This window comes from Mesorhizobium erdmanii USDA 3471 (assembly GCF_000472705.1).
GTDB lineage: Bacteria > Pseudomonadota > Alphaproteobacteria > Rhizobiales > Rhizobiaceae > Mesorhizobium > Mesorhizobium erdmanii.
In genome coordinates, this window is sequence record NZ_AXAE01000008.1 from 284,548 (window position 1) to 309,812 (window position 25,265).

30 protein-coding genes are annotated in these 25,265 nt (G+C 62.8%); 16 read left to right on the forward strand and 14 right to left on the reverse strand.

The features are described 5' to 3' along the window. Position 1: 1 nt before the first annotated feature. From A3AU_RS0104030 to A3AU_RS0104045, 4 genes are all read left to right on the forward strand, one after another. A complete protein-coding gene (locus A3AU_RS0104030; RefSeq protein WP_027051651.1) occupies positions 2 to 340 on the forward strand; it encodes an XdhC family protein in 339 nt (112 codons plus the stop codon). Between the two features lie 3 nt (positions 341 to 343). Then, positions 344 to 1,048: an XdhC family protein gene (locus A3AU_RS0104035; protein ID WP_027051652.1), complete on the forward strand. Its 705-nt coding sequence runs from the start codon at positions 344 to 346 to the stop codon at positions 1,046 to 1,048. Beyond that, a complete protein-coding gene (locus A3AU_RS0104040) occupies positions 1,045 to 2,655 on the forward strand; it encodes an NTP transferase domain-containing protein (RefSeq protein WP_027051653.1) in 1,611 nt (536 codons plus the stop codon). The genes A3AU_RS0104035 and A3AU_RS0104040 overlap by 4 nt, the downstream gene beginning before the upstream one ends. Positions 2,656 to 2,750: 95 nt before the next feature. Beyond that, the gene (locus A3AU_RS0104045) at positions 2,751 to 3,602 is read left to right on the forward strand and encodes an alpha/beta hydrolase family protein (protein WP_027051654.1); all 852 of its coding nucleotides are present in this window, start codon (positions 2,751 to 2,753) and stop codon (positions 3,600 to 3,602) included. Positions 3,603 to 3,628: 26 nt separating this feature from the next. Here A3AU_RS0104045 and A3AU_RS0104050 read toward each other — a convergent pair whose 3' ends face one another. Further along, entirely contained in the window at positions 3,629 to 4,681 is a 1,053-nt protein-coding gene (locus tag A3AU_RS0104050; RefSeq protein ID WP_027051655.1) for a DUF1176 domain-containing protein, read from the reverse strand. A 140-nt stretch (positions 4,682 to 4,821) separates the two neighbouring features. On the opposite strand from A3AU_RS0104050, the gene A3AU_RS0104055 reads away from it, so the two are divergent. Further along, positions 4,822 to 5,328: a DUF1993 domain-containing protein gene (locus A3AU_RS0104055; protein WP_027051656.1), complete on the forward strand. Its 507-nt coding sequence runs from the start codon at positions 4,822 to 4,824 to the stop codon at positions 5,326 to 5,328. 54 nt (positions 5,329 to 5,382) lie between these two features. Here A3AU_RS0104055 and A3AU_RS1000000139705 read toward each other — a convergent pair whose 3' ends face one another. Then, complete coding sequence (locus tag A3AU_RS1000000139705; RefSeq protein ID WP_167335220.1) at positions 5,383 to 5,550, reverse strand: hypothetical protein; 168 nt, start codon at positions 5,548 to 5,550, stop codon at positions 5,383 to 5,385. Between the two features lie 381 nt (positions 5,551 to 5,931). On the opposite strand from A3AU_RS1000000139705, the gene A3AU_RS0104065 reads away from it, so the two are divergent. The 3 genes from A3AU_RS0104065 to A3AU_RS0104075 all read left to right on the forward strand — a co-directional run bounded on the left by A3AU_RS0104065 (position 5,932) and on the right by A3AU_RS0104075 (position 8,917). Beyond that, positions 5,932 to 6,408, forward strand: a complete 477-nt coding sequence (locus A3AU_RS0104065; RefSeq protein WP_051355278.1) for a hypothetical protein — start codon at positions 5,932 to 5,934, stop codon at positions 6,406 to 6,408. Positions 6,409 to 6,532: 124 nt separating this feature from the next. After that, on the forward strand, positions 6,533 to 7,600 hold the full coding sequence (locus A3AU_RS0104070; protein ID WP_027051658.1) for an aldo/keto reductase: 1,068 nt from the start codon (positions 6,533 to 6,535) through the stop codon (positions 7,598 to 7,600). A gap of 48 nt (positions 7,601 to 7,648) precedes the next feature. Further along, positions 7,649 to 8,917, forward strand: a complete 1,269-nt coding sequence (locus A3AU_RS0104075; RefSeq protein WP_032916784.1) for a cysteine desulfurase-like protein — start codon at positions 7,649 to 7,651, stop codon at positions 8,915 to 8,917. Positions 8,918 to 8,932: 15 nt separating this feature from the next. On the opposite strand, the gene A3AU_RS0104080 is transcribed toward A3AU_RS0104075, so the two are convergent. From A3AU_RS0104080 to A3AU_RS0104120, 9 genes are all read right to left on the reverse strand, one after another. Next, positions 8,933 to 9,961 (reverse strand): histone deacetylase family protein, encoded by a 1,029-nt coding sequence (locus tag A3AU_RS0104080; RefSeq protein WP_027051660.1) that lies wholly within the window; start codon positions 9,959 to 9,961, stop codon positions 8,933 to 8,935. Next, the gene (locus tag A3AU_RS0104085) at positions 9,961 to 10,473 is read right to left on the reverse strand and encodes a GNAT family N-acetyltransferase (protein WP_032916849.1); all 513 of its coding nucleotides are present in this window, start codon (positions 10,471 to 10,473) and stop codon (positions 9,961 to 9,963) included. The genes A3AU_RS0104080 and A3AU_RS0104085 overlap by 1 nt, the downstream gene beginning before the upstream one ends. Positions 10,474 to 10,485: 12 nt before the next feature. Then, positions 10,486 to 11,415: a 3,5-dioxohexanoate:acetyl-CoA acetone transferase gene (gene kce, locus A3AU_RS0104090; protein ID WP_027051662.1), complete on the reverse strand. Its 930-nt coding sequence runs from the start codon at positions 11,413 to 11,415 to the stop codon at positions 10,486 to 10,488. A gap of 4 nt (positions 11,416 to 11,419) precedes the next feature. Beyond that, a complete protein-coding gene (locus A3AU_RS0104095) occupies positions 11,420 to 12,805 on the reverse strand; it encodes an aminotransferase family protein (protein WP_027051663.1) in 1,386 nt (461 codons plus the stop codon). Position 12,806: 1 nt separating this feature from the next. Beyond that, the gene (locus A3AU_RS0104100; RefSeq protein WP_027051664.1) at positions 12,807 to 14,447 is read right to left on the reverse strand and encodes a N,N-dimethylformamidase beta subunit family domain-containing protein; all 1,641 of its coding nucleotides are present in this window, start codon (positions 14,445 to 14,447) and stop codon (positions 12,807 to 12,809) included. A gap of 8 nt (positions 14,448 to 14,455) precedes the next feature. Next, positions 14,456 to 15,220 carry an amino acid ABC transporter ATP-binding protein gene (locus tag A3AU_RS0104105; RefSeq protein ID WP_027051665.1) on the reverse strand — a complete coding sequence of 255 codons (765 nt, stop codon included), beginning with the start codon at positions 15,218 to 15,220 and terminating at the stop codon, positions 14,456 to 14,458. Then, a complete protein-coding gene (locus A3AU_RS0104110) occupies positions 15,217 to 15,876 on the reverse strand; it encodes an amino acid ABC transporter permease (protein WP_027051666.1) in 660 nt (219 codons plus the stop codon). Before A3AU_RS0104110 ends, A3AU_RS0104105 begins: the two co-directional genes overlap by 4 nt. Positions 15,877 to 15,888: 12 nt before the next feature. Next, positions 15,889 to 16,536 carry an amino acid ABC transporter permease gene (locus tag A3AU_RS0104115; protein ID WP_027051667.1) on the reverse strand — a complete coding sequence of 216 codons (648 nt, stop codon included), beginning with the start codon at positions 16,534 to 16,536 and terminating at the stop codon, positions 15,889 to 15,891. A gap of 64 nt (positions 16,537 to 16,600) precedes the next feature. Continuing rightward, positions 16,601 to 17,383: an ABC transporter substrate-binding protein gene (locus A3AU_RS0104120; RefSeq protein ID WP_027051668.1), complete on the reverse strand. Its 783-nt coding sequence runs from the start codon at positions 17,381 to 17,383 to the stop codon at positions 16,601 to 16,603. Positions 17,384 to 17,514: 131 nt separating this feature from the next. Here A3AU_RS0104120 and A3AU_RS0104125 point away from each other — a divergent pair, with 131 nt between their 5' ends. After that, entirely contained in the window at positions 17,515 to 18,474 is a 960-nt protein-coding gene (locus A3AU_RS0104125; protein ID WP_027051669.1) for a LysR family transcriptional regulator, read from the forward strand. 15 nt (positions 18,475 to 18,489) lie between these two features. On the opposite strand, the gene A3AU_RS0104130 is transcribed toward A3AU_RS0104125, so the two are convergent. Continuing rightward, positions 18,490 to 18,906, reverse strand: coding sequence for an acyl-CoA thioesterase (locus tag A3AU_RS0104130; protein ID WP_027051670.1), 417 nt, complete (start codon positions 18,904 to 18,906; stop codon positions 18,490 to 18,492). 174 nt (positions 18,907 to 19,080) lie between these two features. Here A3AU_RS0104130 and A3AU_RS0104135 point away from each other — a divergent pair, with 174 nt between their 5' ends. Next, positions 19,081 to 19,329: a ParB N-terminal domain-containing protein gene (locus tag A3AU_RS0104135; RefSeq protein WP_027051671.1), complete on the forward strand. Its 249-nt coding sequence runs from the start codon at positions 19,081 to 19,083 to the stop codon at positions 19,327 to 19,329. Between the two features lie 134 nt (positions 19,330 to 19,463). Beyond that, on the forward strand, positions 19,464 to 19,949 hold the full coding sequence (locus A3AU_RS0104140; protein ID WP_027051672.1) for an SRPBCC family protein: 486 nt from the start codon (positions 19,464 to 19,466) through the stop codon (positions 19,947 to 19,949). Positions 19,950 to 19,983: 34 nt separating this feature from the next. Here the strand turns inward: A3AU_RS0104140 and A3AU_RS1000000136770 are convergent, their stop codons facing one another. Next, positions 19,984 to 20,928: an isopenicillin N synthase family dioxygenase gene (locus A3AU_RS1000000136770; RefSeq protein WP_245235411.1), complete on the reverse strand. Its 945-nt coding sequence runs from the start codon at positions 20,926 to 20,928 to the stop codon at positions 19,984 to 19,986. Positions 20,929 to 21,128: 200 nt separating this feature from the next. On the opposite strand from A3AU_RS1000000136770, the gene A3AU_RS0104150 reads away from it, so the two are divergent. From A3AU_RS0104150 to A3AU_RS0104170, 5 genes are all read left to right on the forward strand, one after another. After that, positions 21,129 to 21,524: a GFA family protein gene (locus tag A3AU_RS0104150; protein WP_027051673.1), complete on the forward strand. Its 396-nt coding sequence runs from the start codon at positions 21,129 to 21,131 to the stop codon at positions 21,522 to 21,524. Positions 21,525 to 21,680: 156 nt separating this feature from the next. After that, entirely contained in the window at positions 21,681 to 21,878 is a 198-nt protein-coding gene (locus A3AU_RS0104155; protein WP_027051674.1) for a hypothetical protein, read from the forward strand. 193 nt (positions 21,879 to 22,071) lie between these two features. Next, a complete protein-coding gene (locus A3AU_RS0104160) occupies positions 22,072 to 22,944 on the forward strand; it encodes an undecaprenyl-diphosphate phosphatase (protein WP_027051675.1) in 873 nt (290 codons plus the stop codon). A 146-nt stretch (positions 22,945 to 23,090) separates the two neighbouring features. Further along, positions 23,091 to 23,711 (forward strand): transglutaminase-like cysteine peptidase, encoded by a 621-nt coding sequence (locus A3AU_RS0104165; RefSeq protein WP_027051676.1) that lies wholly within the window; start codon positions 23,091 to 23,093, stop codon positions 23,709 to 23,711. A gap of 125 nt (positions 23,712 to 23,836) precedes the next feature. Then, positions 23,837 to 24,628 (forward strand): phosphodiester glycosidase family protein, encoded by a 792-nt coding sequence (locus tag A3AU_RS0104170; protein ID WP_027051677.1) that lies wholly within the window; start codon positions 23,837 to 23,839, stop codon positions 24,626 to 24,628. On the opposite strand, the gene A3AU_RS0104175 is transcribed toward A3AU_RS0104170, so the two are convergent. Continuing rightward, positions 24,612 to 25,247: a DedA family protein gene (locus tag A3AU_RS0104175; protein ID WP_027051678.1), complete on the reverse strand. Its 636-nt coding sequence runs from the start codon at positions 25,245 to 25,247 to the stop codon at positions 24,612 to 24,614. The genes A3AU_RS0104170 and A3AU_RS0104175 overlap by 17 nt on opposite strands. Positions 25,248 to 25,265 lie beyond the last annotated feature (18 nt).

Sequence of the window (25,265 nt, forward strand, 5' to 3'; positions counted from 1 at the left end):
GATGAGCGACAACATTTATCTCGACGAGGCTCGCGATCCGCTGATCATCGCGGAAGGCTGGATGAAGGATGGCAAGGATGTCGCTATCGCGACCGTGGTCGAGACCTGGGGGTCGGCGCCGAGACCGGTCGGCAGCCACCTGGTCATCGACTCCGAAGGCAATTTCCACGGATCGGTGTCGGGGGGCTGCGTCGAGGGTGCGGTGGTGAGCGAGGCGGTCGACGTGATCGGCTCCGGCAAAGCCAGGATGCTGGAATTCGGTGTTGCCGATGAAACCGCCTGGCAGGTCGGCCTGTCCTGTGGCGGCCGTATCAAAGTCTATGTTGAAAGACTAGGCTGAACCATGGATCCTTATGCACTGAAGACGCTCAATACCGAACGCCGCGCCCGCCGCGCGGCGATCCTCGTCACCGATCTCGGTGATGGCCGCGATCGTGTCGTGCGCGAGGGTGACCAGGTCGCCGGCGATCTTGGAGCGGCGATCGCCAAGGCATTCCGATCGGGCAATTCCGGTTCGGTCCAGGCGGAAGGGCGGACCTTTTTTCTCAACGCGCATCTGCCGCAGCCGCGCCTGGTGGTGATCGGCGCTGTCCATATAAGCCAGGCGCTGGCGCCGATGGCGAAAATCGCCGGTTACCCCCTCGAAATCATCGATCCGCGCACCGCCTTTGCCACACCGGATCGTTTTCCCGATGTCGCCTTGCATGCCGAGTGGCCGGAAGACGTATTGAAGCGCCAGCCGCTCGACAGCTACACCGCGCTTGCCGCCGTAACCCATGACCCGAAGATCGACGATTTCGCGCTGAAGGCGGCCCTCGATGCGAATTGCTTCTATGTCGGGGCGCTCGGCAGCAGAAAGACGCATGCCAAGCGCGTCGAACGCCTGCTGGCGCTGGGCGCGAGCGCCAACCGGATCGCCCGCATCCACGCGCCGATCGGGCTCGACATCGGCGCCGCGAGCCCCGCCGAGATCGCCGTAGCCATTTTGGCGCAGACCATCTACGCCTTCCGTTCGCGCGGCCTCGATGCGAAAGGCGCCGTGGCGTGAAATTCGGTCCCATCCCAATTGAAACCGCCGAAGGCGCGGTGCTGGCACATGCCACCACCGCCGGCGAAAAACGTTTTCGCAAGGCGCACCGGCTGAGCGCGGACGACGTCGCCATACTCAAAACGGCAGGCATCTCGCAGGTCGTTGCGGCAGTGCTGTCCCCGGACGATCTCAGCGAGGACGCCGCGGCGCAACAAATTGCCGAGAGCATGACTTTCAGCGGCATCGAGGCGAGGCCAGCCGCCACCGGCCGGGTCAATCTCCATGCCAATGCATCAGGCATCTTCACGGTCAGCGCGGCTCTCGTCGACGCCATCAACGCCGTCGATCCCGCCATCACCATCGCCACGCTGGCGCAGCATGCCCCGGTCGAGAAAGGCCAGATGGTCGCGACGGTGAAGATCATCCCCTTCGCGGTCGCCTCCGCCGTGGTCGAAGCCGTCCTGCGGATCTGCGCCGGCGGTGAGATCTTTGCCGTCAACGCCTACAAGCCGGTGCGCGTCGGGGTCATCCAGACGGTGCTCCCGGGCATCAAGCCCGGCGTACTCGACAAGACGCTACGTGTCACCGAAGCGCGGCTGGCGCGCTCGGGCGGCAGGCTGACGGCGGAGCGCCGTACGCCGCATGAGGTCGCGCCGGTGGCACAAGCCGCCGCCTCGCTGGCGCGCGACAACGACATGGTGATCATCTTCGGTGCCTCGGCGATGAGCGATTTCGCCGATGTCGTTCCGGCGGCGATCGAGATGGCGGGTGGAACTGTCATCCGCGCCGGCATGCCGGTCGATCCCGGCAATCTGCTGGTGCTCGGAACGCTGGCCGGCAAGCGCATTATCGGCGCGCCTGGCTGCGCGCGCAGTCCTAAGGAAAACGGCTTCGACTGGGTGCTCGACCGTCTTGTTGCCGGGCTCGACGTCACTGCTAAGGATATTGCCGGCATGGGGGTCGGCGGGCTGCTGATGGAAATCCCGACGCGGCCGCAGCCGCGCGAACCGCTGCCGGCCAAAAGCCGGCTCAAGGTCGCCATCGTACTTCTGGCGGCGGGCCGGTCGAGCCGCATGGGCGGACCGAACAAGCTCATGGCGCTGTTCGACGGCAAGCCGCTGGTGCGCCGCACCGCCGAGCGCGCGCTCGGCTCGAAAACGTCGGGAACGATCGTCGTCACCGGCCATCAGCGCGAACGGGTGTGCGCGGCTTTGTCGGGTCTCGACGTCACCTTCGCCGACAATCCGGATTTCGCCGATGGCCTGTCCACCTCGCTGAAAGCTGGTATTGCCTATCTGCCTGAAGACACCGCCGGCGCGATGATTGTTCTAGGAGATATGCCTGGCGTCGTGTCTGACGATCTGGACCGGCTGATCGATGCCTTCCGCAAGGCCGGAGGCAATTCCGTGGTCCGCGCTTCGCATCAGGGCAAACGCGGCAACCCGGTGCTTCTGCCACGCTCGCTGTTCCCGGCCATCGCTCATCTCGAAGGCGATACCGGCGCGCGCCATCTGGTCGAGGCCGAAGGGCTCGACGTCATCGATGTCGAGATCGGCGAGGGTGCATCCGTCGATGTCGACACCCGCGAGGCGCTGGAAGGCGCCGGCGGCGTGCTGCAGGATTGACAAAGCAGAGCCGGAAAACGCATGGCTGAGCGATGTTTTCCAGTTCACCAGCCTTTGCGCTTCCACCCCCGGCATGCCGCGCTGCCCTCACAGCCTTGCTTTTCTTTTTTTGTTCGGCCGCCGATGCCGACACATTGTCCCTAAAATCCTTCAAGGACGATCTTTTCGCCTATCCGGCCACGCTTTCGTCCGACGGCAACGGCGCCTATACGGTCATCGACTACCGCGAGATGCGCGACATCAACCAGCGCGACGAGGTGCCGGAAAAGCGCGTGCACGCGCAATACACCGACACCAGCGTGCGCAAGGTGCAGCAGGATCTGCTTTTGAAGACCGATGCCGGCGATGTCAGGCATGTCGCCGTCGGCAAGACGCAAGGCGCCGGCATCATCGTGCTTTATCTGCACGGGCAAGGCGGCAGCCGCAAGCAGGGCGTCGACGATTTCACCTTCGGCGGCAATTTCAACCGCATCAAGAACCTGATGGCCGGCAATGGCGGTCTTTATCTCTCGCCTGATTTCCCCGATTTCGGCGACAAGGGCGCAGCACAAGTCGCGGCCTTGATCGATCACTATGCCGAACAGTCGCCGGGTGCGAAAATCTTCGTCGCCTGCGGATCTATGGGCGGTGCGCTGTGCTGGAAGCTTGCCGGACGCAAGGACACGGGCGGCCGCATAAATGGCTTGCTGCTGCTCGGATCGCTATGGGACGAGAGCTTTTTTGCCAGCCCCGCCTTCAAGCGCCGCGTGCCGGTCTTCTTCGGTCAAGGCAGCCATGACGTGGTCTTTCCGGTGGCGAACCAGGAAGCGTTCTTCCGCTCCATCCTGGCCAAGTCGAAGACCTACCCGACCCGCTTCGTCCGTTTCGAGACCGGCACCCACGGCACGCCAATCCGCATGGCCGACTGGCGCGGCACGCTCAATTGGATGCTGTCGAAGGCGCCTTGATCGACTGGCCTGAAGCCGTCCGGTGCTCAAGGCGCGGTGTTGTAGTCGACGACTGTCTGCGGGTTTTCCTCGCCATCATAGGACGCGTCGACATCGTACTGGACCAGCGAGAAATCGCCATTGCGGAACAGATATGTGCCCGATGAAGAGGCATCTCCGACGCCGCGCCATTTGTTGAACGTCGTTATCGTGTGGGCATCCTTGTCATAGTTGGAATTGGTCGCCCAGCCTGTTGTCCGGAAGCCGACGATGTGCATGGATTCGACCTTCCCTTCGCTGTCATTGTTGACGTAGCGAATGTCCATCTCGGGCTCGGTGAACTGCAACTGTTGTACCCCTGAGACATCGTCGCTCATGTAGTAGACGGAGTTTTCATTGTAGGCTGCGGCCGAGCAGGAGAAATGGAAAAGACGTGTTTCCTTGTCGGGGTCGGCGGGCTGCGCATTCGCGTCCTTGTACTTGATCGAAAAAGTCTCCGGCTCATTGGCCAGAAGCTCCTTGTCGCACTGGTCGCCGTAGGTTGCCAGGAAAGCCTTCTTGGCCTGCTCCAGAGCCGCATCCTTCTTGGGCGGCGGTGGGCCGTCGCCGCAGCTTGGCGGTACTGCCTCTTCGAAATCGGCGGTCGATGGTTTCAGCGCGCCCTTGTCGATGTGGATCGGATCGAAGGGCGGCGCCGCCTGGATCTGGGCATTCACCTGGCGCAGCGTGTAGCAGCCGGCGAAAACCTTCGCCTGGCCGTTCTTGTCGGTGGCCTGAATGGCAACCGGCACGTTGTAGTAGATGCTGCCGGCCGCACCCTCATCCGAGACGTCACCGGTTTTGACCTCCACCTTGTCGGTACCGTCATAACCCTTGACGAACGTATCGAAATCCTTTGCCGGTTTGGTGTCTCCATAGTAGCCCCAGGCCCGCGCGAATTCGTGCCGGTTGATGGCGCTGTAGAGCGAACGGATGACCGCTTCGGCGCTTGAACGGTCGTCGACATAGGGCGCGTCGGGTGCGTCGCCGGCTGCCAGCGCCGCTTGGCCGGATACGGCAAGGGAGAAAAGGGCAGTCGCTGCGAGAAGGACGCGTCTCATCGGGAATCTCCGCTCGATAACGGAAATTCTACCACGGCGATTGCGGCGGCGTGGTGACGCGGAGCCTGCAGCGCTTGAAGAATCGTGCGCACAGGCGCTACGTCGCTTCGCCGGCGCTCAGGCCGGACAGGAGGTTTGACGTGACGATATCCATGTATGAGGCATCCGTGCCCGTGTTTTCGGCCAGGCTGAAAGCACTTTCCAGTGTGCTAGCGGCCGCCGAACAGAATGCGCTTGACCGCAAGATCGACCCGCAGGTGTTTTTGACCGCGCGGCTCGCGCCCGACATGTTCGCCTTGACCCGGCAGGTGCAGATCGCCACCGACCATGCCAAGGGGGCCCCCTCGCGGCTGGTCGGCCGCGAGGTGCCGAAATACGAGGACAATGAGGCGAGCTTTGCCGATCTCGAAGCCCGGATAGCCAAGACGCTCGCGCTTCTGGCGACCTTTTCGGCCGCCGATATCGACGGTTCCGACGACAAGGTGATCGAGTTGAAGCTCGGCGGGCGCGAAACGACATTGGGCGGCATGCAGTATCTGCTGCATGTGGCCATGCCCAATTTCTACTTCCACCTCACCACCGCTTACGACATCCTGCGCCACAATGGCGTGCCGCTCGGCAAGGCGACATTCTTGGGATCGCGTTGAGGGGTAGACATTTGGAGATGTCCCGGATCAGTCCGGGACATCTCTGACATCCAATTAGCGAATGGACATTTCGCGGGCGATGCGCGGAAAATCGGCGGGCTTGATGCCGATGTCGGCGCGGTCGGCATTGCTCATCGAATGGAGCAATGCGAGCGCCGCGCGGTATCTCAGATGTTCCTGCGGGCGCGGCCGGGCGAACATTTCCGTGAAGAAACCCATCATTCAGGCTCCCTGGTTGGTCCTCCACGGCAGCCAATATAGGTGAATCGTGACAATTGTGCAGTGCAGCATTTGCATGCCTGCCATGTCCGGATGATTTGCATAAAATTTCTTTCGACCCGGTGAAACTTCCGCGTCGCGCGAATCGTAGCCTTCGAGGCTGGCACATGGCCAGTTTTTCCTCGCCACTCCTGGCGAATTTCCGGACTGCATGAAAGTGCAGTCCGGCTTTTGTTCGAGGGGCCGGCGTGTTCCCTCGAACGACTAAATTCATTGCGATCGATGGCATGTATTTTTAACGAGCCGGTTCTATGGTCTGGAAGCCTGACGGTCAGGCGAGGGGAGGCTGATATCGCTACCAGCGCCAAGCGTGATTTCGCTTCGCTGCTCGACGACCTCTTCGTTGCTTCCGACAAGGGTGACGGAACGGGGGGCGACAGCATCGAGGGCGACGAGGCCGGTGCGCGTCCGTCCATTCCATTCGACTATCTTTCGGTCGCCGATGAGCTCCATTCCGGCCGTATCAAGGTGTCGGCCGCCGAATATCGCGAGGCCGGTGCCGATCTGGCGAGCGAATTCGCCGCCTTGCTCGAACACGCCAAGCTGGCCCTCGCTGCCGAGGACCCGAGGCCCGAGGAAAAGCTGCCGCCGATCGACCCCGAATCGATAGCGGCCGAACTGGGATTGAACCAGCCTAAGAGCGCTGCCGATTTCGGCCGCATGCGCCGCAGCTTTGCCTTCACCAACCATCCCGATCGCGTCGCCCCGCATCTGCGCCAGCGCGCCATGATCCGCATGCAGGTGGCCAACATGCTGATCGACGAGGCCAAGCGCCGTGCCGTTGCCGGCGCCCGCCGCTAGCTAAGCGCCGCTGGCTCACGCAAAAGTCGGCTCGGCGAGGCTTGGAGAGCGCCGTGGCTTTCCTTATAGATGAGGTCTCCCTCCCGCGCCGCCGCGCACGCTTTTCCCTCCGGAGCAGAATCCCATGCAAAAACGCCGTCTCGGTCGGACCGATCTTCTTGTCACCCAGATTTGCCTTGGTTCGATGACCTGGGGCCAGCAGAACACCGAGGCCGAAGGCCACGCTCAGATGGACCTGGCCTTCTCGCGCGGCGTCAATTTCATCGATACCGCCGAACTCTACCCGATCCCGCCCAAGGCGGAGACGCAAGGGCGGACGGAAAAGATCATCGGCAGCTGGATGAAGGCCAAGGGCAACCGCGACAAGGTTATCCTTGCCTCCAAGGTCGTCGGCCGCACAGCCAATAGCTGGTTTCGCGGCGACAGGCCGTCGCAACTGGTGCGCGCCGATATCTTTGACGCGATCGACAAGTCGCTGGCCAAGCTCGGCACCGATTATCTCGACCTTTATCAAGTCCACTGGCCGGAGCGGGACATTCCCTGGGGCGCCAATCCGACGCGCGTCGGCGCGGTGGCGCGGCGCGCCGATGCCGACGGCGCCCCGGCCAACGAAACGCCGATCGCCGAGACGCTTGGAGTCTTCGATGAGCTGGTGAAGGCAGGAAAGATCCGTCATTTCGGCCTGTCGAACGAGAGTTCCTGGGGCGTGATGCGATTCCTGGCCGAGGCCGACAAAGGCATCGGCCCGCGCGTCGCATCGATCCAGAACGCCTACAATCTCGTCAACCGCACCTTCGAGGTGAATCTTGCGGAGGTCTGCGAGCGCGAACAGGTTTCGTTGCTTCCCTATTCGCCGCTGGCGCAGGGATACCTGACCGGCAAATACGACCATGGCGCCCGCCCGCAGGGCTCGCGGTCGCAATTGTTCAACCGCGGCCAGCGCTACGAGACGCCGAATGCCGCGGAAGCGCTGCTCGAATACAATGAACTGGCGCGCTCCTTTGGCATGGAGCCGGCGCTGTTTGCCAATGCCTATGTGTCGAGCCGACCCTTCGTCACGTCGAACATCATCGGTGCCACGACCCTATCCCAACTCGAAATGGCGCTGTCCTCGGTCGATGTGGTCTGGACAGAAGAGATGCAGAAGGCGGTGGACGCGATCCACCAGCGGGTTGGCAATCCCTGTCCTTGATCGGTTAGGGCGGGAAAATTGTCACGGAATAACAAAGGGGTGGACACGATGGTGGATTTTCCGATTGAGGCCGTGCGTGGAAAATTTCCAGCGCTTTCGCTGACCGACAAGGGCCGCCGCCGCATCTGTCTCGACAATCCCGCCGGCACGCAGGTGCCGCAGGCCGTCGCCGATGCGGTGTCGCACTGCCTGCTCACCACCAATGCCAATCTCGGGGGCTTTTTCGAAACGACGATCGCCGCTCAAGCAGTCGTCGACGAGGCGCATCAGGCGATGGCCGATTTGCTTGGCGCCGCGAGCCCTCAGGAAATCATCATCGGCGCCAACATGACGACGCTGACCTATCATATGTCGCGTACGATTGGCCGCACGCTAAAGCCTGGTGACGAGCTCATCCTCACCCGTATGGATCACGAGGGCAACGTCTCGCCCTGGCTGCAACTGGCCGAGGACCTTGGCCTAGTCGTGCGCTGGCTGCCGTTCGATGAAAAGAGCTGGCAGGTCGAAGAGGTGACGTTGGCCGGGCTGCTGTCGGACAAGACACGGTTGGTCGCGTTGAATTATGCCTCGAACCTGACCGGTTCCATCAACCGGGTCAGGTCTCTGACCGCCATCGCCAAACAGGCCGGTGCGCTGGTTTATGTCGACGCCGTCCAGTTCGCGCCGCATGGCCTGATCGACGTGCAGGAACTCGGCTGCGATTTCCTGATCTGCTCGGCCTACAAGTTCTTTGGCCCGCATATGGGCATAGTGTGGGGACGGCGTGACATCATCGATGGCCTTAAACCCTACAAATGCCGCTGTTCATCCAACGGCCTGCCGGAACGCTTCGAGCTTGGCACGCCGCAGATCGAGCTGATGGCCGGGCTCACGGCGGCGGTCGACTATTTTGCTGAGCTTGGCACAGCGGCGGGTGAGGGCGGTTCGCGCAGGCAGAAGATTGCCAGGGCGTTTGAAGTCTCCATCGCCTATGAAAACCCGCTGGCGCAAAGGCTGATCGACGGCCTGTCCGACATTCCGGGCCTGACCATCCACGGCATCACCGATCGCAAGCGGCTCGGCGATCGCGTGCCGACTGTTTCCTTCACGGTGGACGGCATCGTTCCGGAGACGATCGTGCGCCAGATGAACGCTGAAAACATCTTCCTGTGGTCCGGCCACAACTACGCCTGGGAAATCGTCCACCAGCTCGGCATTCCAGCCGACCAGGGCGTCGTGCGCATCGGCATCGCGCACTACAACATGGCGGCTGAGATCGACGAGACGCTGGAAACCGTGCATCGCGTCATCGCGATGCTCAGGCAGCAACGCTCGTGACACGAGCTTGACCTGTCACCTCGCCTTGCCGCCGAACCCGGTAAGGAAGGCGGTGAGATTGTCGCCGAGTTCGTCGCAGAGATAGCCGCCTTCCTGGACGATGACCGTCGGCAGGCCGAGCTTGGCAATCGCCTCACCAATGCGGGAGAATCCTGGCGTCGTCACCGAAAGCCCGCCGAACGGATCGCCTTCGAAGGCGTCGAGGCCGAGCGCCACGACAAGCGCGTCGGGCGAGAAGGACCGGATGCGCTGGAACGCAACGCCGAGCGCTTCCAGAAATGCCGCGTCGGCGGATTTGCGCGGCAGTGGCAGGTTGAAATTGTAGCCCAAGCCCGGGCCTTCGCCACGCTCGTCGGCGTGGCCCCAGAAAAATGGGTAAAAGCGTACCGGATCGGCATGCAGCGAAGCGGTCAGCACATCGGGCCGCGCATAAAAGATGCCTTGCGTGCCGTTGCCGTGGTGCAGGTCGACATCGAGGATGGCCACCCGCGCTGCCTGCTTGCGCAGCACCTGTGCCGCAACGGCCGAATTGTTGATGAAGCAGAAACCGCCGGCGACATCGGCAAAAGCATGATGGCCGGGTGGGCGGCACAGCGCATAGGCAGCCGGCGCGCCAGCCATCACCGTTTCCGCCGCCTCGACGGCGCTCCAGGCGCTCCACAGCGCGCTTTGCCAGGTTTCGCCCGAGATCGGGCACGCTGTGTCGGCCATGTGGTAGCCGGCCTGGCCGACCGCGGAGGCGGGGTAGGAGCCGGTGCGAGCGATCGGATGGATATTAGGGATTACTTCCGCCGAGGCGCCATCGATGCGCTGCCAGCGCTCGAAAATGTGCTCGAGGAAGTCGAGATATTCGGGTGTATGCACGGCTGAGACTGGGCCGAGCCCGTGATCACGTGGCCGCTCTATCGTGCAGCCGGCGGATTTTGCGCCAACCAACAATCGCTCGATACGCTCCGGTTTTTCCGGATTGGGCTGCGACGCACCGCTCGAAAGAAACGCCTTTGGGTCGTGCCGCTTCTGCTCCTCGGCGTAAAAGGCTTTCATCACTGCTCCCCATTGCCCGATGCATCGGCGAACGCGAAAAAGGCGTCGCCGATGATCTTTTGCGTCTGTTCGTAGCTTGACCAGGCAATGCCCAGTCTCTCGTAAAAGGCCTTGGCGCCGTCATTGTCGGTGTCGACCGACAGCCTGAGATAGACGCCGCCCTGTTTCCGGCACTCGGCCGCGACGCGCCGCAGCAGCCGCTCGCCGATCTTGCGGCCACGAAACCGGTCTTCGACATAGAGGTCCTGCACATAGACGCCGGGCCGTCCCATCCAGGTCGAAAAGATCGGGAAATGCAGGCACAGACCGGCGAATTCGCCGCCCACCTCGGCGATCAGGGTCGAGAAGGCAGGCTTTTCGCCAAAGCCGTAGGTCTTGAGATCCTCCACTGTCGAGATGATTTCCTCGGGCGCGCCGATGTGCGTGCCGAGTTTCAGGATCGCGGCGTGGATCGTTTCGACATCGTCGATCCGGCCGGGGCGGATGAGGACGTCATTGGATGTTGGTTTGATCACGGTCGTATCTCAGAACGCCACCCGGTCGCCACCCTTGAGCGCCAGCATGTCGCGTGCTTCGGCCGGCGTAGCAACCTCCAGCGACAGTCCATCGAGAATGCCACGGATGCGGCGCACCTGGTCGGCATTGGATTTCGCCAACTGGCGGCCATCGTAGAGACTGTCTTCCAGCCCGACGCGGACATTGCCGCCCATGGCAGCGGCGATCGAGATCAGCGGCATCTGCTGGCGGCCGGCGGCCAGCACCGAGAACCGGTAACTGTCGCCAAAGAGCTTGTCGGCGATGCGCTTCATGTGGATGAGATTGTCCGGGTCGGCGCCGATGCCGCCCAGAATGCCGAGGACGAACTGGATGAACAGCGGTCCCGAGACCAGCCCCCGGTCGCGGAAATGCGCCAGCGAATAGAGATGGCCGACATCGTAGCACTCGAATTCGAAGCGCGTGCCGCAGCCCTTGCCCAGTCTTTCCAGCACGCCTTCCATGTCGGCGAAGGTGTTCTTGAAGATGGTGTCGCGGGTGGCTTCGAGCAGTTTCGGTTCCCACTCGTGTTGCCATTCGCGTGGCTTGTCCAGCATCGGGAACAGCGCGAAATTCATCGAGCCCATGTTGAGCGAGCACATTTCGGGTTCGGCGCGCAGCGGCGCCGCCAGCCGCTGGTCCAGCGTCATCAGCGAGGACCCGCCGGTGGTGATGTTGATCACCGCATCGGTCGCCTGCTTGATGCGCGGCAGGAACCGCATGAACACGTCCGGATCGGCCGTTGGCCGTCCGTCCTTGGGGTCGCGGGCGTGCAGATGCAGGATCGAGGCGCCGGCTTCGGCCGCCGCGATCGCGTCCGCAGCGATCTGGTCCGGCGTCACCGGCAGGTAGGGTGACATCGACGGCGTGTGCACCGAGCCGGTGACGGCGCAGGTGATGATGACTTTTCGCGGCGCCATCGCTCTAGCCCCGGCCTTCGACCGGCAGGTCGAGTTCGGCGGCCAGAACCTCCAGCGAGTCGCCGATGATGGAGACGATCTCGCCGACCTGTTCGGCCGTGACGATCATCGGCGGCGCCACCATGAAATTGTCGCCATCGACACCGCCCTTGACCCGGCGGCCATAGATGATCAGCCCACGCTCATAGGCGAGGTCGAGCAGACGCTGCGTCGCCTTCTTGCTTTGCTCGATTGGCTTCAGCGTGTCGGGATCGGCAACCATTTCGGCACCGGTCAGCAGGCCCTTGCCGCGAACGTCGGCGATGAAGGGAAAACGCTTCGCCAGCCCCTTCAATCCGTCCATCAGCACATCGCCCATGGCGGCGGCATTGGCGATCAGGTCGAGCCGGTCCATTTCGCCGAGCACGGCGAGCCCGGCGGCGCAGGCCAGCGGGTTGCCGGCATAGGTGTGGCCATGCTGAAAGCCACCGGAAGCAAGCAGCGGCTGCACCAGCCGCATAGGCGCGGCCAGTGCGCCGAGCGGCGCATAGCCCGACCCCAGTCCCTTCGACAGCGCGACGAGGTCGGGCTTGCAGTTCCAGTGGTCGCCGCCGAGGAATTTGCCGGTGCGGCCGGCTCCGCTCATCACTTCGTCATGGATGAGCAGGATGCCGTAGCGGTCGCAGATCTCGCGGATGCGCGCATAATAGCTGTCGGGCGCCACCAGCGCCGCCGTGGCAGCCCCACCTATCGGCTCCATGATGAAGGCGACGACGCTCTCCGGGCCTTCGGCCACAATCTTCTCCTCCAGCATGTCGGCGTAACGGATGCCGCGCTGCTCCATGGAAAGATTGTCGCGGTCGCGCCAGGCGGTCGGCGCGGGCACGGTCGGCATCACCCGCATCATCGGCGTGAAGGTTTCGGCCAGCGCGTCGTCGCCGGTGATCGACAGCGAACCCAGCGTACCGCCATGATAGGAGGGGAAGCGGGCGATTACCTTCCAGCGGCTGGGCTGGCCGGTGGCCACGGCCCACTGCCTGGCCAGCTTGATGCAGGATTCCGTCGCTTCGGAGCCACCGGAGACAAAGAAGATGCGGTCCATGCCTTCCGGCAGTTTCTCTGCGAGTTTCCGGGCCAGCTCTTCGGCCGGTTCGTTCTCGAAATGCAGCCGGTAGGCGAAGGTGGCACGGTCCATCTGCCGCTTCATGGCGTCGAGCACATTTCGGTTGGAATGGCCGATATTGGCGACCATCGGCCCGCTCGAACCGTCGATGAAACGTCGGCCGTCCTGCGTCCACATATAGATGCCTTCCGCGCGGTCGATCAGCGGCCGGCGCAGGCTGGAGAGGTAGAACAGATGCGATTCTCGGCGCGCTTCGGTGGCTTGAGCGGCGGTCTGGGTCTTCGACATGTCAGGACTTTCCAAGGTAGCGATCAAGAACATTCTGGGTGACGCGTTCGACCATCGGGTCCTGTCTTAGCAGGCCGGCCACCCATTCGCAGCTTCCGGCATGGAACACCTCGCCTCTGCCACGCGGGAAATTGACGATCATGCCGTTGCCGCGTTTGACCTTTTCGAGATTGGCATCGCTCGCCTCGCCGAACAATGTCTCGGCGGTGAAGCGGCCATCCTCGTCGGTTAAAAACTGGTCCTCGACCGGAATGTCGGCGCTTTCTTCGACTTGGGATGCCATTCCGACCGCGAGAACCTGCAACCCATCTGGCGCCCCGCTGTCGGATGTGGGGGAAGGAAGGCCGCCGCGTATCTCGAAGTCGAGCCCGTCGACCTCATAGCCGTAGACATGGCTGTCGGCGCCGAGCAGGTCGCCATAATAGATGCCGGTGCCGGCAAAGGCCCAATGCTCCGGCCGGTAGACCGGGAACCCGCGCACGCCGCGCGGTGCGCAGCCGCCCCATCCGGTATAGACGCCGCGCGTCGCGTTGAGCCCGAAAGTCGCCGAACCCGGCCGGCCAATCTCAGGCGCCTCCCAGGAGTTGGTGGCGCGGGTGACGTCGCCGCCGCGATAGGCAGGATCCTCGGCGCGGGCGCGGTATTTGTAGCAGACCTGCCGGCGGCCCTCGTCCTCCAGCCTGGTCTGCCACATGAAGTTGCCGGCGAACCGCGCCGCATGGCCGCCGCGGGTCACATAGGTGTCGACCGCGTCGCGCATTTCCCACGTCCAGTATTCGTCATGGCCGACGAAGACAGCGCAGTCATAGCCGTCGAGAATGTCGGGAGAAAAATGCAGGTCGTGCTGGCTGGCGAGATCGACACCATAGCCGGCCCGCTCGGCGAAGCGGAAGAAGTGGCTGTCGTAGCTCGCCCAGCCGGACGAGGCGTATTTCTTCGAATGGCCGGTGGCGAGCGCCCATTCCATATGCGGATAGCGCGGCACCGTCTTCGGCGGTACGGCGACTTCCAGCGGCACGCGCGGCGCATCCCTGGGCAGCACGACGAAGCCACGGCACCAGGGACGCTGCGTCGAGACAACAGGCGAATACTGGTTGCGGTCCGGCCCGGTGATGCCCTGATAATGGTTGGAGCCGCCCCAGGTGTTGTAGGCGAGCCACGTGCCCGTCGCTGCCACCTGCAACACGCGGCCAAGCTTCTTGCCCGGCTGTGGGCTGACGATGATCAGATGATGGGATTGTATCGGCCTGCCGTCGCGTCCGTCGGCGGTGAGTGTCACCCGATAAGCGCCGGATGGCCAGTCGCCGCCGACGTGGAATTCGAACGAAGCCTCCCAGCCGCAGCCTTCGGCGGAGCACTGGTCCGGGCTGTCTTGCCAGCGCGACGCGATACCTGCCTTGTCGAACACCTTTGTCTCGGTGCCACCATCGCGGATGATCGCCACATTGTAGGACGGTGCCGTCGAACTGACATGCAGCGTCACCGTTTCGCCGGCGCGATAGGAAAAGCGGTCGCTATAGCACCAGATCTCGCCGCGCTCGCCGTCCATGCCTGGCCACTCGTAATAGTGGCCGCGCACTGCGTGGCGGCGCTGCTCCGCTGTCAGACCGAAATCCGGGAATTCTTTGGGTAATTGGGTCATCGTCTCACTCAGGCGGAAAGATATTTCTTGAGGAAAGTGCGGGTGCGCTCCTTCCGCGGCGTGCGGAAAATCTCGCCCGGCGGGCCTTCCTCGACGACCACGCCGCCATCCATGAACAGCACCCGGTCGGCGACTTCGCCGGCAAAGCGCATCTCATGCGTTACGATGAGCATGGTCATGTGTTCGGCGGCAAGCTGTTTCATCACCGCGTTGACCTCGTCGACCAGTTCGGGATCGAGAGCCGAGGTAGCCTCGTCGAAAAGCATCACCTTGGGCTGCATGGCCAACGCACGCGCGATAGCCACGCGCTGTTTCTGGCCGCCCGAAAGCCGCGACGGGTAGGCGTCGATCTTGTCAGCAAGCCCTACCTTGGACAACAAGCCAAGCGCCAAGGTCCGGGCTTCGGCTTTCGCCATGCCTTTGAGGATCACCGGTCCCATGGTGATGTTTTCGATGACGGTCAAATGCGGGAACAGGTTGAAGTGCTGGAACACCATGCCCATTTGCTGGCGCACCCTGTTGATGTGACGCTCGAAGGCTTGGCCGTGCAGTGGCTGGTTGACCTGCACGCCGTCCAGCCAGACCTCACCGTCGTTCAACGTCTCGAGATGGTTGATGGAACGCAGCAACGTGCTCTTGCCGGAGCCGCTCGGCCCGATGATCGCTACGATCTGCCCACGGTCGACCGACAGGCCGATCCCCTTCAGGACATCGACGGCGCCGAAGGATTTGCGGGCGCCACGGACCTCGACCATTGGCCGTTGCATGCTCATCGGGAAACCTCCACATGTCTTTCAAACCGATGCAAGGCCGCTTCGAGCACGAGGTTCAGGATGTAGTAGAGCGCGGCGGCCGTGATGTAGAATTCGAACGGGCGGAAGGTTTCGCTGATCGCCAGCTGTGCCGAATGGACCAGCTCCGCGATGCCGATGACGGAGACGATCGAGGACTCCTTCAAGAGCGCGATCAAATTGCTTCCGATCGGCGGCGCCGTGTTGCGGATGGCTTGCGGTATCACGACGTAGCGCAGCGTCCGCCACTTGCCGAAACCGATGCTGCGCGCGCCTTCCGTCTGCCCGGCATCGACCGCCACGATGCCGGCGCGGATGACATCGGCATTGTAGACGGCAAAGTGCAGGCCAAGCCCGATGATGCCGGCGGCCAGTGCCGGGATGTCGATGCCGACTTGGACCAGGCCAAAATAGATCAGGAAGAGCTGCAGCAGCAGCGGCGTTCCCATGAACACCCACATGAGGGCGCGCACCGGATAGGCGAGAATTGCCGGAGCATAGAGCACGATGACGGCAAACAGGATGCCGAAGGCGAAGCTGAGAACTCCCGCCGATACCGTCAGCACTGATGTCCACCAGGCACCTATCAGCAGGAGGTCCCAATAGGGCGCGACGACGGTGAAATCCAAGCCTTGCATTGTACTCCCCCGTCAGGCGATGGCGAAACGCTTGTCGAGCATGTCGACGATGCGGGCGACGGCGTAGACCATGGCCATGTAGAGCAGCGCCGCGACGCCAAAGATTTCGAATGGCTTGTAGGTCGAGCCGATAAAGCGCTGGGCAGTGTAGGTCAGTTCCACCACCGAGATGGTCGAAACCAGCGCCGAACCTTTCAGCAGTGCGACGGTGTTGACGCCGAGCGGGCGGATCATCAGCCTGGCCGCTTGCGGCAGCACGACCTTGCGCAAGGTTTGCAGCCGGCTGAAGCCGATCGTGCGGGCGGCTTCCGTCTGGCCTCGGTCGACCGCCACCACCGCGCCACGGATCGATTCCGCCATGTAGGCGCCGATGTTGAGGCCAAGGCCGATGACACCGGCCGCGAATGGATCGAGGTTGATGCCGACCTGCGGCCCGCCGAAATACAGCACGAACAGCTGGATCAGGCACGGCGTCCCGCGAAACAGGCTGACATAGACCGAGCCGACTGCGCGCAGGATCGCGGATTTCGACAACCGTGCAGCCGCGGCCAATGCCGCCGCAAACAGCCCCAGGACCAGGGCCAGCGCTGTCAGTTCCAGCGTCACCAGCGCGGCTTCCACGAAGAACGGGAAGACGCGGCTCATCAGGGATAGATCCATGGGACAGTCCGGCAGAAGTAGCGTTTGGCCTCAGGCGGATTTGACCGCCTGAGGCCGGAGGAAATCAGCGGATGTCGCTGCCGACCCACTGCTTGGAGATCTTCTCGTAGGTGCCGTCGGCCATCATGCCGTCCAGTGCCTTCTGCATGGCGGCCTTGAGCTCGGGATTGTCCTTGCGGATGGCAATGCCGATGGCGACGCTGCCGCCTTCGATGTTGGGCGTGTCGAGCTTGCGGACTTTCTCGCCGGTTTGCTTCACGGCGACCATGACCGGGATGTTGTCGACGACGATGGCGTCGACGCGGCCGGCCTTCAGCTCCAGCAGCAGTTCCGGCAGGCCCTTGTAGGTGCGGACGTCCCAGCCACCCTGTCCGCGTGCCCATTTCTCATGCGTCTCGCCGAGCGTCACGCCAAGGGTCTTGCCCTTGAGGTCGTCGAGGCTCTGCACCTTGGAGTCCTGGTTCACGAAAACCGCGCGGCCGGCGTGGTAATAGGGGCCGACGAAATCGACCACTTTCTCGCGCTCGGGCGTGATCGTCATCGAGCCGACGACGGTGTCGTATTTGTTGGCGAGTAGCTCGGCGATGATGCCGTCCCAGGCCGTGGTGATGATGGTGCCCTTGACGCCGATGCGTTCGGCGATGGCCTTGCCGATATCGGCATCGAAGCCCACGACCTCGTTCTGGTCGTTGACGAAGTTGAAGGGCGGGTACTGCCCGCTCATGGAGATATTCAGTTCACCCGCCGCCTTGATCTTTTCGAGGTCGTCCGCCTTGGCCGCAACGGCGGTGAAGGTCGATGCGAGCAGCAGCGCCGCGACCGCGATGCGGGAAAATATCTTGTTCATCAGGATTCCTCTGGATGGAGCGCGAAGGCTTGTTCTTGGGAGGCGTTGGGGCGCTCTCCTGATGGCAAGGATTGCCTTTGCGGGAGCATTGCGCAAATAGATAATGGGAATAAGGAGCATAGATATCAGGAATGGCTTTGCCTCGCCCCGAACGGCTTGTCTGGGATCTGGACTGGAACCTGCTACGAACCTTCGTCGTCATCGCGGAAGTGAAGAGCATCACCCGCGCCGCCGAGCGGCTCAACCTCAAGCAGCCCAGCGTCAGCAACGCCTTGCGGCGCCTGGAGGACCGGGTCGGCCGGCGGCTGGTCGAGCGCGACGCGACGCGTTTCGAGCTGACCGAGGTCGGGCGGCTGATCTATGAGCAGAGCGTCGAGGTGTTTGGCTCGATATCGCAGCTGCCGCTGTTGATGCGCGGCATCAGCGACGACGTCACCGGCCACGTCATGATCGCCACGGCAAGCCATGTCGTCTCGCCGTTGTTCGATCGGGCGCTGGCGGAGTTTCATCGTAATTATCCGCGCGCCAGCATCACCATCTCGGTCGCGGCAAGCACGGAAGTGGCCAAGCAGGTGCGGGATCGCCGCGCCTCTTTCGGCATCTGCCTGGTCAGCCAGCGCGATGCGGCGTTGGACTACGCGATGGTCTACCGCGAATTCTTCGGCTTTTTCTGCGGCCCGCAGCACAGGTTTTACGGAAAAACCGGACTGACGCTCGCCGATCTGCGGGGCGAGCCGTCGGTATCCTTTCAGACAGACCATATTTCGGACGCGCTGCGGCCGGTGGCGTTGCTGCGCAGCGAGGCCAAGCTGAACGCCGATGTCGTCGGCGTGTCCTCCAGCCTGGAAGAGGTCCGGCGCATGATTGTCGCGGGGCTCGGCATCGGGCCGCTGCCGCTGCATGTGGCGCGACGTGACGTGGCGGACGGGATGCTGTGGCGGCTCCCGCCTTACGATGCGCCTCCGGCCATCGACATCTTCCTGCTCACCAACCCCGAAAAAGCGATGAACCGGGCCGAGAAGGCGCTACTGTCGGGACTGCAGGTGCTAATCGACGAGACGCCGCTCGAAGACCGCATCTACGTCAGCTGATCGATCGAAGCCCGCTCATTCGATCAGGAATACTGCCGCGCGGTTGCGCATCGGCTCGTCCAGCGCCACCGATGCCCGCGCGACGAGATCGAAGCGTACGCTGGTGGTCCGGCTCGATGCATGGACGATGCCGTCGAGCGATCCGGACATCACCTGTTCGAAGCTGACCGAGGTGCGGCCGATCTTTACCACATGCGAGCGGATGGTGAGGAGCGAGCCGGCTTTGGTTTCATGCCGATAGTCGATCTCGGTGCGCACGTCGGCCCATCCGGTCTGCGCGCCCTGGGCGCCGTCCTGTCCGGCGATATGGCCGAGAATCTGGAAGCTGGCATCGTCGAACATCGCCGCGTAATGGCGCACGTTCATGTGTCCCATCACATCGCACATCCACGGGTGCGCGACACCGACAAAGCTGACGAGGGATTTGCTCATTGGAGATTCCGCGGAGGTTCCGCGCCTTCGTTGAAGATCACCAGACGCCATATCGAAATGCGCGGCGACAGGCAAACAAGCTACTCGAGCCTTGTATTCGTTAGCCGCGCCCTTGGCCGCCTTCCGCAAACCGACTATCTCTTGGAAGGCGGCACTTCCGCCACGGGGACAGGCATGCTCAGAGTGCAAAAGGTCAAGGTCGACGATATCTACGTGCCGACGGCGCGCAAGAAGACATTGCATCCCGAGACCGTGCGCCATCTTGCGGAAGACATTCTGGAGAACGGCATGAAGTCCCCGATCCAGGTCCGCCACGACGGCAAGCGTCATATCCTCGTCGAAGGCCTGCACCGGTTGGAAGCAGCCAAGTGGCTCGGCGAGACCGAGATAGATGCCTATCTCGTGCAAGCCAAGCGCCACTGACGCGGACTCGGTTGCGGTTCTCCCAGCACATAGCCTCCTGAGTTTTGCCGGCCATATTTTTCTTCTGATATGTCGGGTTGCGTTCTGTCGGCTCGTCCTTGGGGCGGAAGCCAGATCAAACCGAGGAGACCACCGTGGCCACCAAGCTCGACATCGCCCCCGCCAATGACCGCGAACTGGTTGTTGCCCGCATCATCGATGCGCCGCGAGAGAACGTCTATCGCTGTTGGACCGACCCAAAGCTGGTCACGCAATGGTTCTCGCCAAAGCCGTGGACGACCCCGCGGGCCGAGATGGATGTTCGCACTGGCGGCTCGAGCCTTGTCGTCATGGCCGGCCCCGACGGCAATGAGTTTCCCAACCCCGGCGTCTTCCTGGAAGTCATTGCGGGCGAGAAGATTGTCTTCACCGATGCCTATACGCAGGCGTGGGAACCCTCGGCAAAGCCGTTCATGACCGGCGTGCTGACCTTCGAGGACGCAGGCGAGGGCAAGACCCGCTACGTCGCGCGCGTCCGCCACTGGAGCGTCGCCGATCGCGAACAGCACGAAGCGATGGGCTTTCACGCCGGTTGGGGCCAGTGCACCGACCAACTCGAAGACCTCGCCAAAACGCTTTGATGCGGGACTGCCTGGACGACGACCGCGCCGAGGCTCAGGAAACCTTCGCGCGGCGGGGCTGCCTCAGATGCTTGATGCCGCTCATCTCGACGAAGTTCGTCGCCGCATCCCAGAGATAATCACCATAGAGAAATGGCTCGAATGCCTCGGCGCTGCTCATTGGCAGCGGCGCGATCTCGGCATCGACACGCGGTTCATAGAAAAACGGGATTGAAAACCGAACTGTCTTCGGCGCGATCACCCGGTGCCGCGTCGCCCGCACACGCCCGCCTGTCCAGCGCTCCAGCAACTGGCCGAAATTGACTGCCAGCGTGCCGTTGGCGGGCGGCACATCGATCCATTCGCCGGCGAGGTTCTTTGCCTGCAAGCCCTCGACGCCGTCTTGCGCCAGCAAGGTGACGAAACCGGAATCGGCATGTTCGCGGCCGATGATGGCGCGCGTCTCGCCCTTATGGATCACCGAGAAGTCAGGCCCGCTAATGTCGACGCCGGCATTGGCGTCGCGCAGGGGATAGCGGATCAGGCGCAGCGTCGAGATGCCATGCTCGAAATAGGGATCGAAGATCGTTTCCGGCAGGCCAAGCCCGCGTGCGATCGACCGCATCAGCGCATTGCCGACCGTCTCCATCGCGCGATAATAGTCGGCCGCTGCCGCGCGCCAGCCGGGCAAGGCATCCTCTGCCGGCAAGGGCGTCGGTTCGCAAAGCGGATCGTCCGAGCCTGAAATACCTGCCGTGTCGGCGATGTCCGGCCCCATGTCGATGCCTTCCTTGTAGGAAACGGCTTTCGGCTGCAGCGGAAACCAGCCGCGATAGACGTTTTTCCTGGTGCGATCGAAATTCCAGCGCAGCAATTTCTGCTTCTCGGTGTCGGGAAGGGCGAAGATGCGCAGCAATCGCCCCCTGTTGTCCGGCGTCAGCCAGGCGTCGCCTGGAAAATCGCGGACCGCCATGAAGCCGATCCCCGATGCGGCGGCCATGATCCGGGCGTCGGTGCGGTCGCGGCGGGCGAGGGCGGCCCGAACAGATCCGCGATGCCGATGGTCTCGATGTCTTGCGTCATGCTTTTCAAGTCCACCACATCACCGTAATCGATGGCATTGTATCAAAGCTTTTCAATTGACCCTGTCGGTCGCGCGACTACCTTGACGCTGATTTCCTCTATCTGTGGATCGGGACGATGGCCAGACATCAAGGCGGCTGCCTGTGCGGAGCGGTGCGCTATAGCGCCGACGCGGCGCCCATCAACGAACGCATCTGCCACTGCCGGCTTTGCCAGAAGGCGATCGGCGCCGCCTTCAACGCGCGCGTACTGTTTCGCATCGATGACGTGACGATCGAGGGGCCGTTGGCGACCGTGAACACCTCGCCCGATCTCAAGCGCGGGTTTTGCCCAAGCTGCGGTACCACGATGTTTTCGCGGCGCGATTCGGCCGGCATCATCGGCATCACCACCGGCTCGCTTGACGATCCCTCGGGCTTCAAGCCGCAAATGCACATTTTCACGGCGTCGAAGCAGCCTTGGTTGGTGCTCGATGATGGCCTGCCGCAATATGAGGGCGCTCCACCAGCCTAGTTAGGTCCTCCTTTCTTCCACAAGAGGAGAAGGGAGGGTGAGACCATGACCAAAATTAGTCCCAAAACGACACGCGATAGCCGGCAAAACGTCATTGGCGGGCCATTATTGTCTTCTTATCTATGCTGCGCGGGCCGGCATTCGAGGAGACGACGGATGAACGACAGCATCAGCACCTTGGACGAGCTTTTGAACGACCCGATGGTCCTGCTTGTGATGGAGCGCGACCGCGTGCGTCCGGAACAGGTGCGGACGCTGCTCGAACGGGCTCGCAAGCCGGCCGTCGAGGAGCCTGTTGTTCCGCCCGCGCATGTGATTGCCAGGACCTGCCAGAAGCTCTGGCTGTGCCCGTAATCGCTTTGCGGTTTTTCCTCCATTGGAACTCGGAGCCGGCCCTGTGGCCCGGTCTTGAAATGTGGGTATCCGGCGCGACGGCGCGGGAGCTTACAAATCCGTAAATTGATTATCCGGTCCACGACGGTATGGCTTGCCCGGGACCGACCGGTCTCTCCATCACAAGTTCGATCCCTCACACACGGAACCTGACATGGCTGACATCTGCACCCAGGGCGTGGACACGGGGTTTGTCGGCCTGGGATTTGCCAAGGTCGCCTTTCTCGGCCTGGTGCAGGGCATCACCGAGTTGCTGCCGATTTCCTCGACCGCCCATATGCGCATCGTGCCGGCGGTGCTCGGTTGGCAGGATCCGGGCTCTGCCTTCTCCGCCGCCATGCAGCTTGCCGCCCTTGCCGCGGTCGTGAGCTATTTCTGGGGCGATGTCAGGGATATCCTGTTCGGTTCGCTCAATGCTCTCACGCGGCGCGATTTAGCCGACCGACATTTTCGGCTGGCTTCCTGGATCGTGCTGGCGACGATCCCGATCGTCATTGCCGGCGTGACGCTGTCAGGCGTTCTCAACGCCTGCAATTCGCCGCTGCGCAGCCTGAGTGTGATCGGCTGGTCCTGCATCGTCATGGCGATCCTGCTGGCGCTGGCCGAGATTTTCGCCCGCCACAAGCGCACCATCGCGGAAGCATCGCTAGCCGACGCGCTGCTCGTCGGTGTCGCCCAGATCGGTGCGCTGATCCCCGGCGTCTCGCGCTCGGGCTCGACCTTGACGGCGGCGCTTGGGCTCGGCTTCAAGCGCGCCGAGGCGGCGCGCTTCTCGTTCCTGCTCGGCCTGCCGGCGATCGCGCTGGCCGGCCTCAAGGAACTGTGGGAACTGCACAAAATTCATCTCGACAGCCATGGCTGGTCGGTTCTCGCCACCGGGTTGGTCGTCGCCTCGATCTCCGCCTTCTTCGCCATCTGGGGGCTGATGCGCGTGCTGGAGCGCTTCTCTGCCTGGCCCTTCGTCATCTATCGCGGCCTGCTTGGCGTCTTCCTGTTGCTCGGCGTGGCGATGGGATGGCTTGCCTAGCCTGGCTCGATCGGGCCTCGGTGTTGCGCGGCTGCCACCCGCAACGTGCATAAGTCAGTCCGCGAAGATGTGATCGGTAGGTTTGATTGACACGGGAAGATAACAGCCCTTAACGTTCTGTTAATAAAACAGATGGGTGGGGCCGGATGGCATCCTCGATGGGTTGGCGCCGCAGGGCGAAGGGGCTGGGGCTGGCGGTCGCCTTGACCGCTTTCTGTTCGGTGGCAGCCTATGCCGCGCCGGCTTCCATGGTTGTCGGCGGCTCGACCTCCCAGCCGATCGGCCATTATGATTTTTGCAAGATCCATGTCGCCGAATGCTCGATCCGTTCTCCCGACAGCGCACCGGAGCGGCTGACAGCCAAGCTTCTGCACGAGATCTCAGCCGTAAATCTCTCGGTCAACACGCGCGTCAAGCCGATGAGCGACATGGACAATTACGGCAAGGACGAGTGGTGGGCCTATCCGGACAACGGTTTTGGCGACTGCGAGGATTACGCGCTGGAAAAGCGGCGTGAGCTCAACGGCCTCGGCATTGCCGTCGCCAATCTTTTGATGACCGTGGTCCGCAAACCCGACGGCGAAGGTCACGCCGTGCTAACGGTGCGCACCGACAAGGGCGACTTCATCCTCGACAATCTCGTCGACAAGGTCCGCCTCTGGAACCAGACGCCCTATCGGTATCTGAAAAGACAAGCGAGCGACAACACCGGGCACTGGGTTTCCATCCTTGGCGGTGACGAACAGCTGGTCAGCGCCGTCAAATAGTCTCGCCCGGCTTGCCGTGCCTGACCGCGGATTGCGACCCGCGCCTGTTCCAGCCCGGTCTTCGACAATGCCGGGTGGCGATGCTATCCACGGCGGCTCGTTGGAACTGGCAATCTGGTAGGAGCATGGATTTTCTGACGCTTTTCAACTCCGCGCCCCTGCTGCTGGGCCTGGTCAAGGCCGCCTTGCCGCAGGCCGTCGCCTCCACGATGGCGTTCGGCCAATGGTTCGTGTCACTGCCGCCGTGCCGCGACTTTGCCTTCGAGGCGAGCAGCTATCTCGTCTGCGAGGTCGATCCGAAGCTCTATTCGATCGAATTGTTCTGGAAGGACGCGGCCGGCAAGCCCTTTCAATCGCTGCATAATCTCGACAATGTCCAGCGCGCGGCTGGCCGCACCATGCTGTTTGCCATCAATGCCGGCATGTATCATCCCGACCTCAGGCCGGTCGGCCTCTATGTTGAACGTGGCCAGGAAATGGCCGGGGTGAAAACGGGATCGGGAAGCGGCAATTTCTCGCTGCAGCCGAATGGCATCTTCTACATCGGCGGCGGCAAGGCCGCGGTCCGGGCGACCAGGGACTTCGTCCGGAAGCGGCCGCTCATCGACTATGCCACCCAATCCGGCCCGATGCTGGTGATCGACGGCGAGCTTCATCCGAAATTCCAGTCCGACGGCACCTCGCGCAAGAGCCGCGATGGCGTCGGGGTGCGCAAGGATGGTGTCGCGGTCTTTGCCATTTCGAACGGCACGGTGAATTTCCATGCATTCGCCCGACTGTTCCGCGATGCGCTCGGCTGCGACAATGCGCTGTTTCTCGACGGCACGATATCCAGCCTGTTCGCGCCCGCGATCGGGCACAACGACGACTACTGGAATCTGGGACCGATGATCGGCGTATTCAGGAAGCGCGGCTAGGCTGGCGCTTGCCGCGGAGCTTGAGAACGATCACGGCGACGATGATCGCCGCAATGGCTGCAATCGCCGCTATCCCGAAAAAACTGGTGACATCGAGCTCCGGGATGCTGCCGGCGCCCTTGGCCACCAGCCATCCCGGGGACAGCACGGCTGGGGCCCAGATGATCGCCGACAGGATGTTGGCGATCTGGAAGCGGCGTCGGTGCATGCCCATCATGCCCGCGACCAGCGGTACGGTGGCGCGGACCGGGCCGAAGAAGCGGCCGACGAAAACCGCAGCAAAACCATAGCGATGAAAGAACAGCCGCGCCCTGGCGACCTCGCGGCGATAGCGCCTGAGCGGCCATTTATGGACGACGCCGCGCCCCAGCCATCTGCCCAGGAAGTAAGAAACGGTGTCGCCCAGTGCCGCCCCGATCATCGCTGCCAGAAGAACCGGCAAAGGCTGGACGATGCCGGCGCCCACCAGGCCACCGACGATGATGAGCACTGTGGTGCCGGGCAACAGGATGCCGACCAGCACCAGTGACTCGCCAAAGGCCAGCAGCCCGACGACGAGACCGGCCCATGCCTGATGGTTCTCGATGAAAGAAACGCTCTGATCGATGAACGACTGCACGCAAGCTCCCTGATAAAA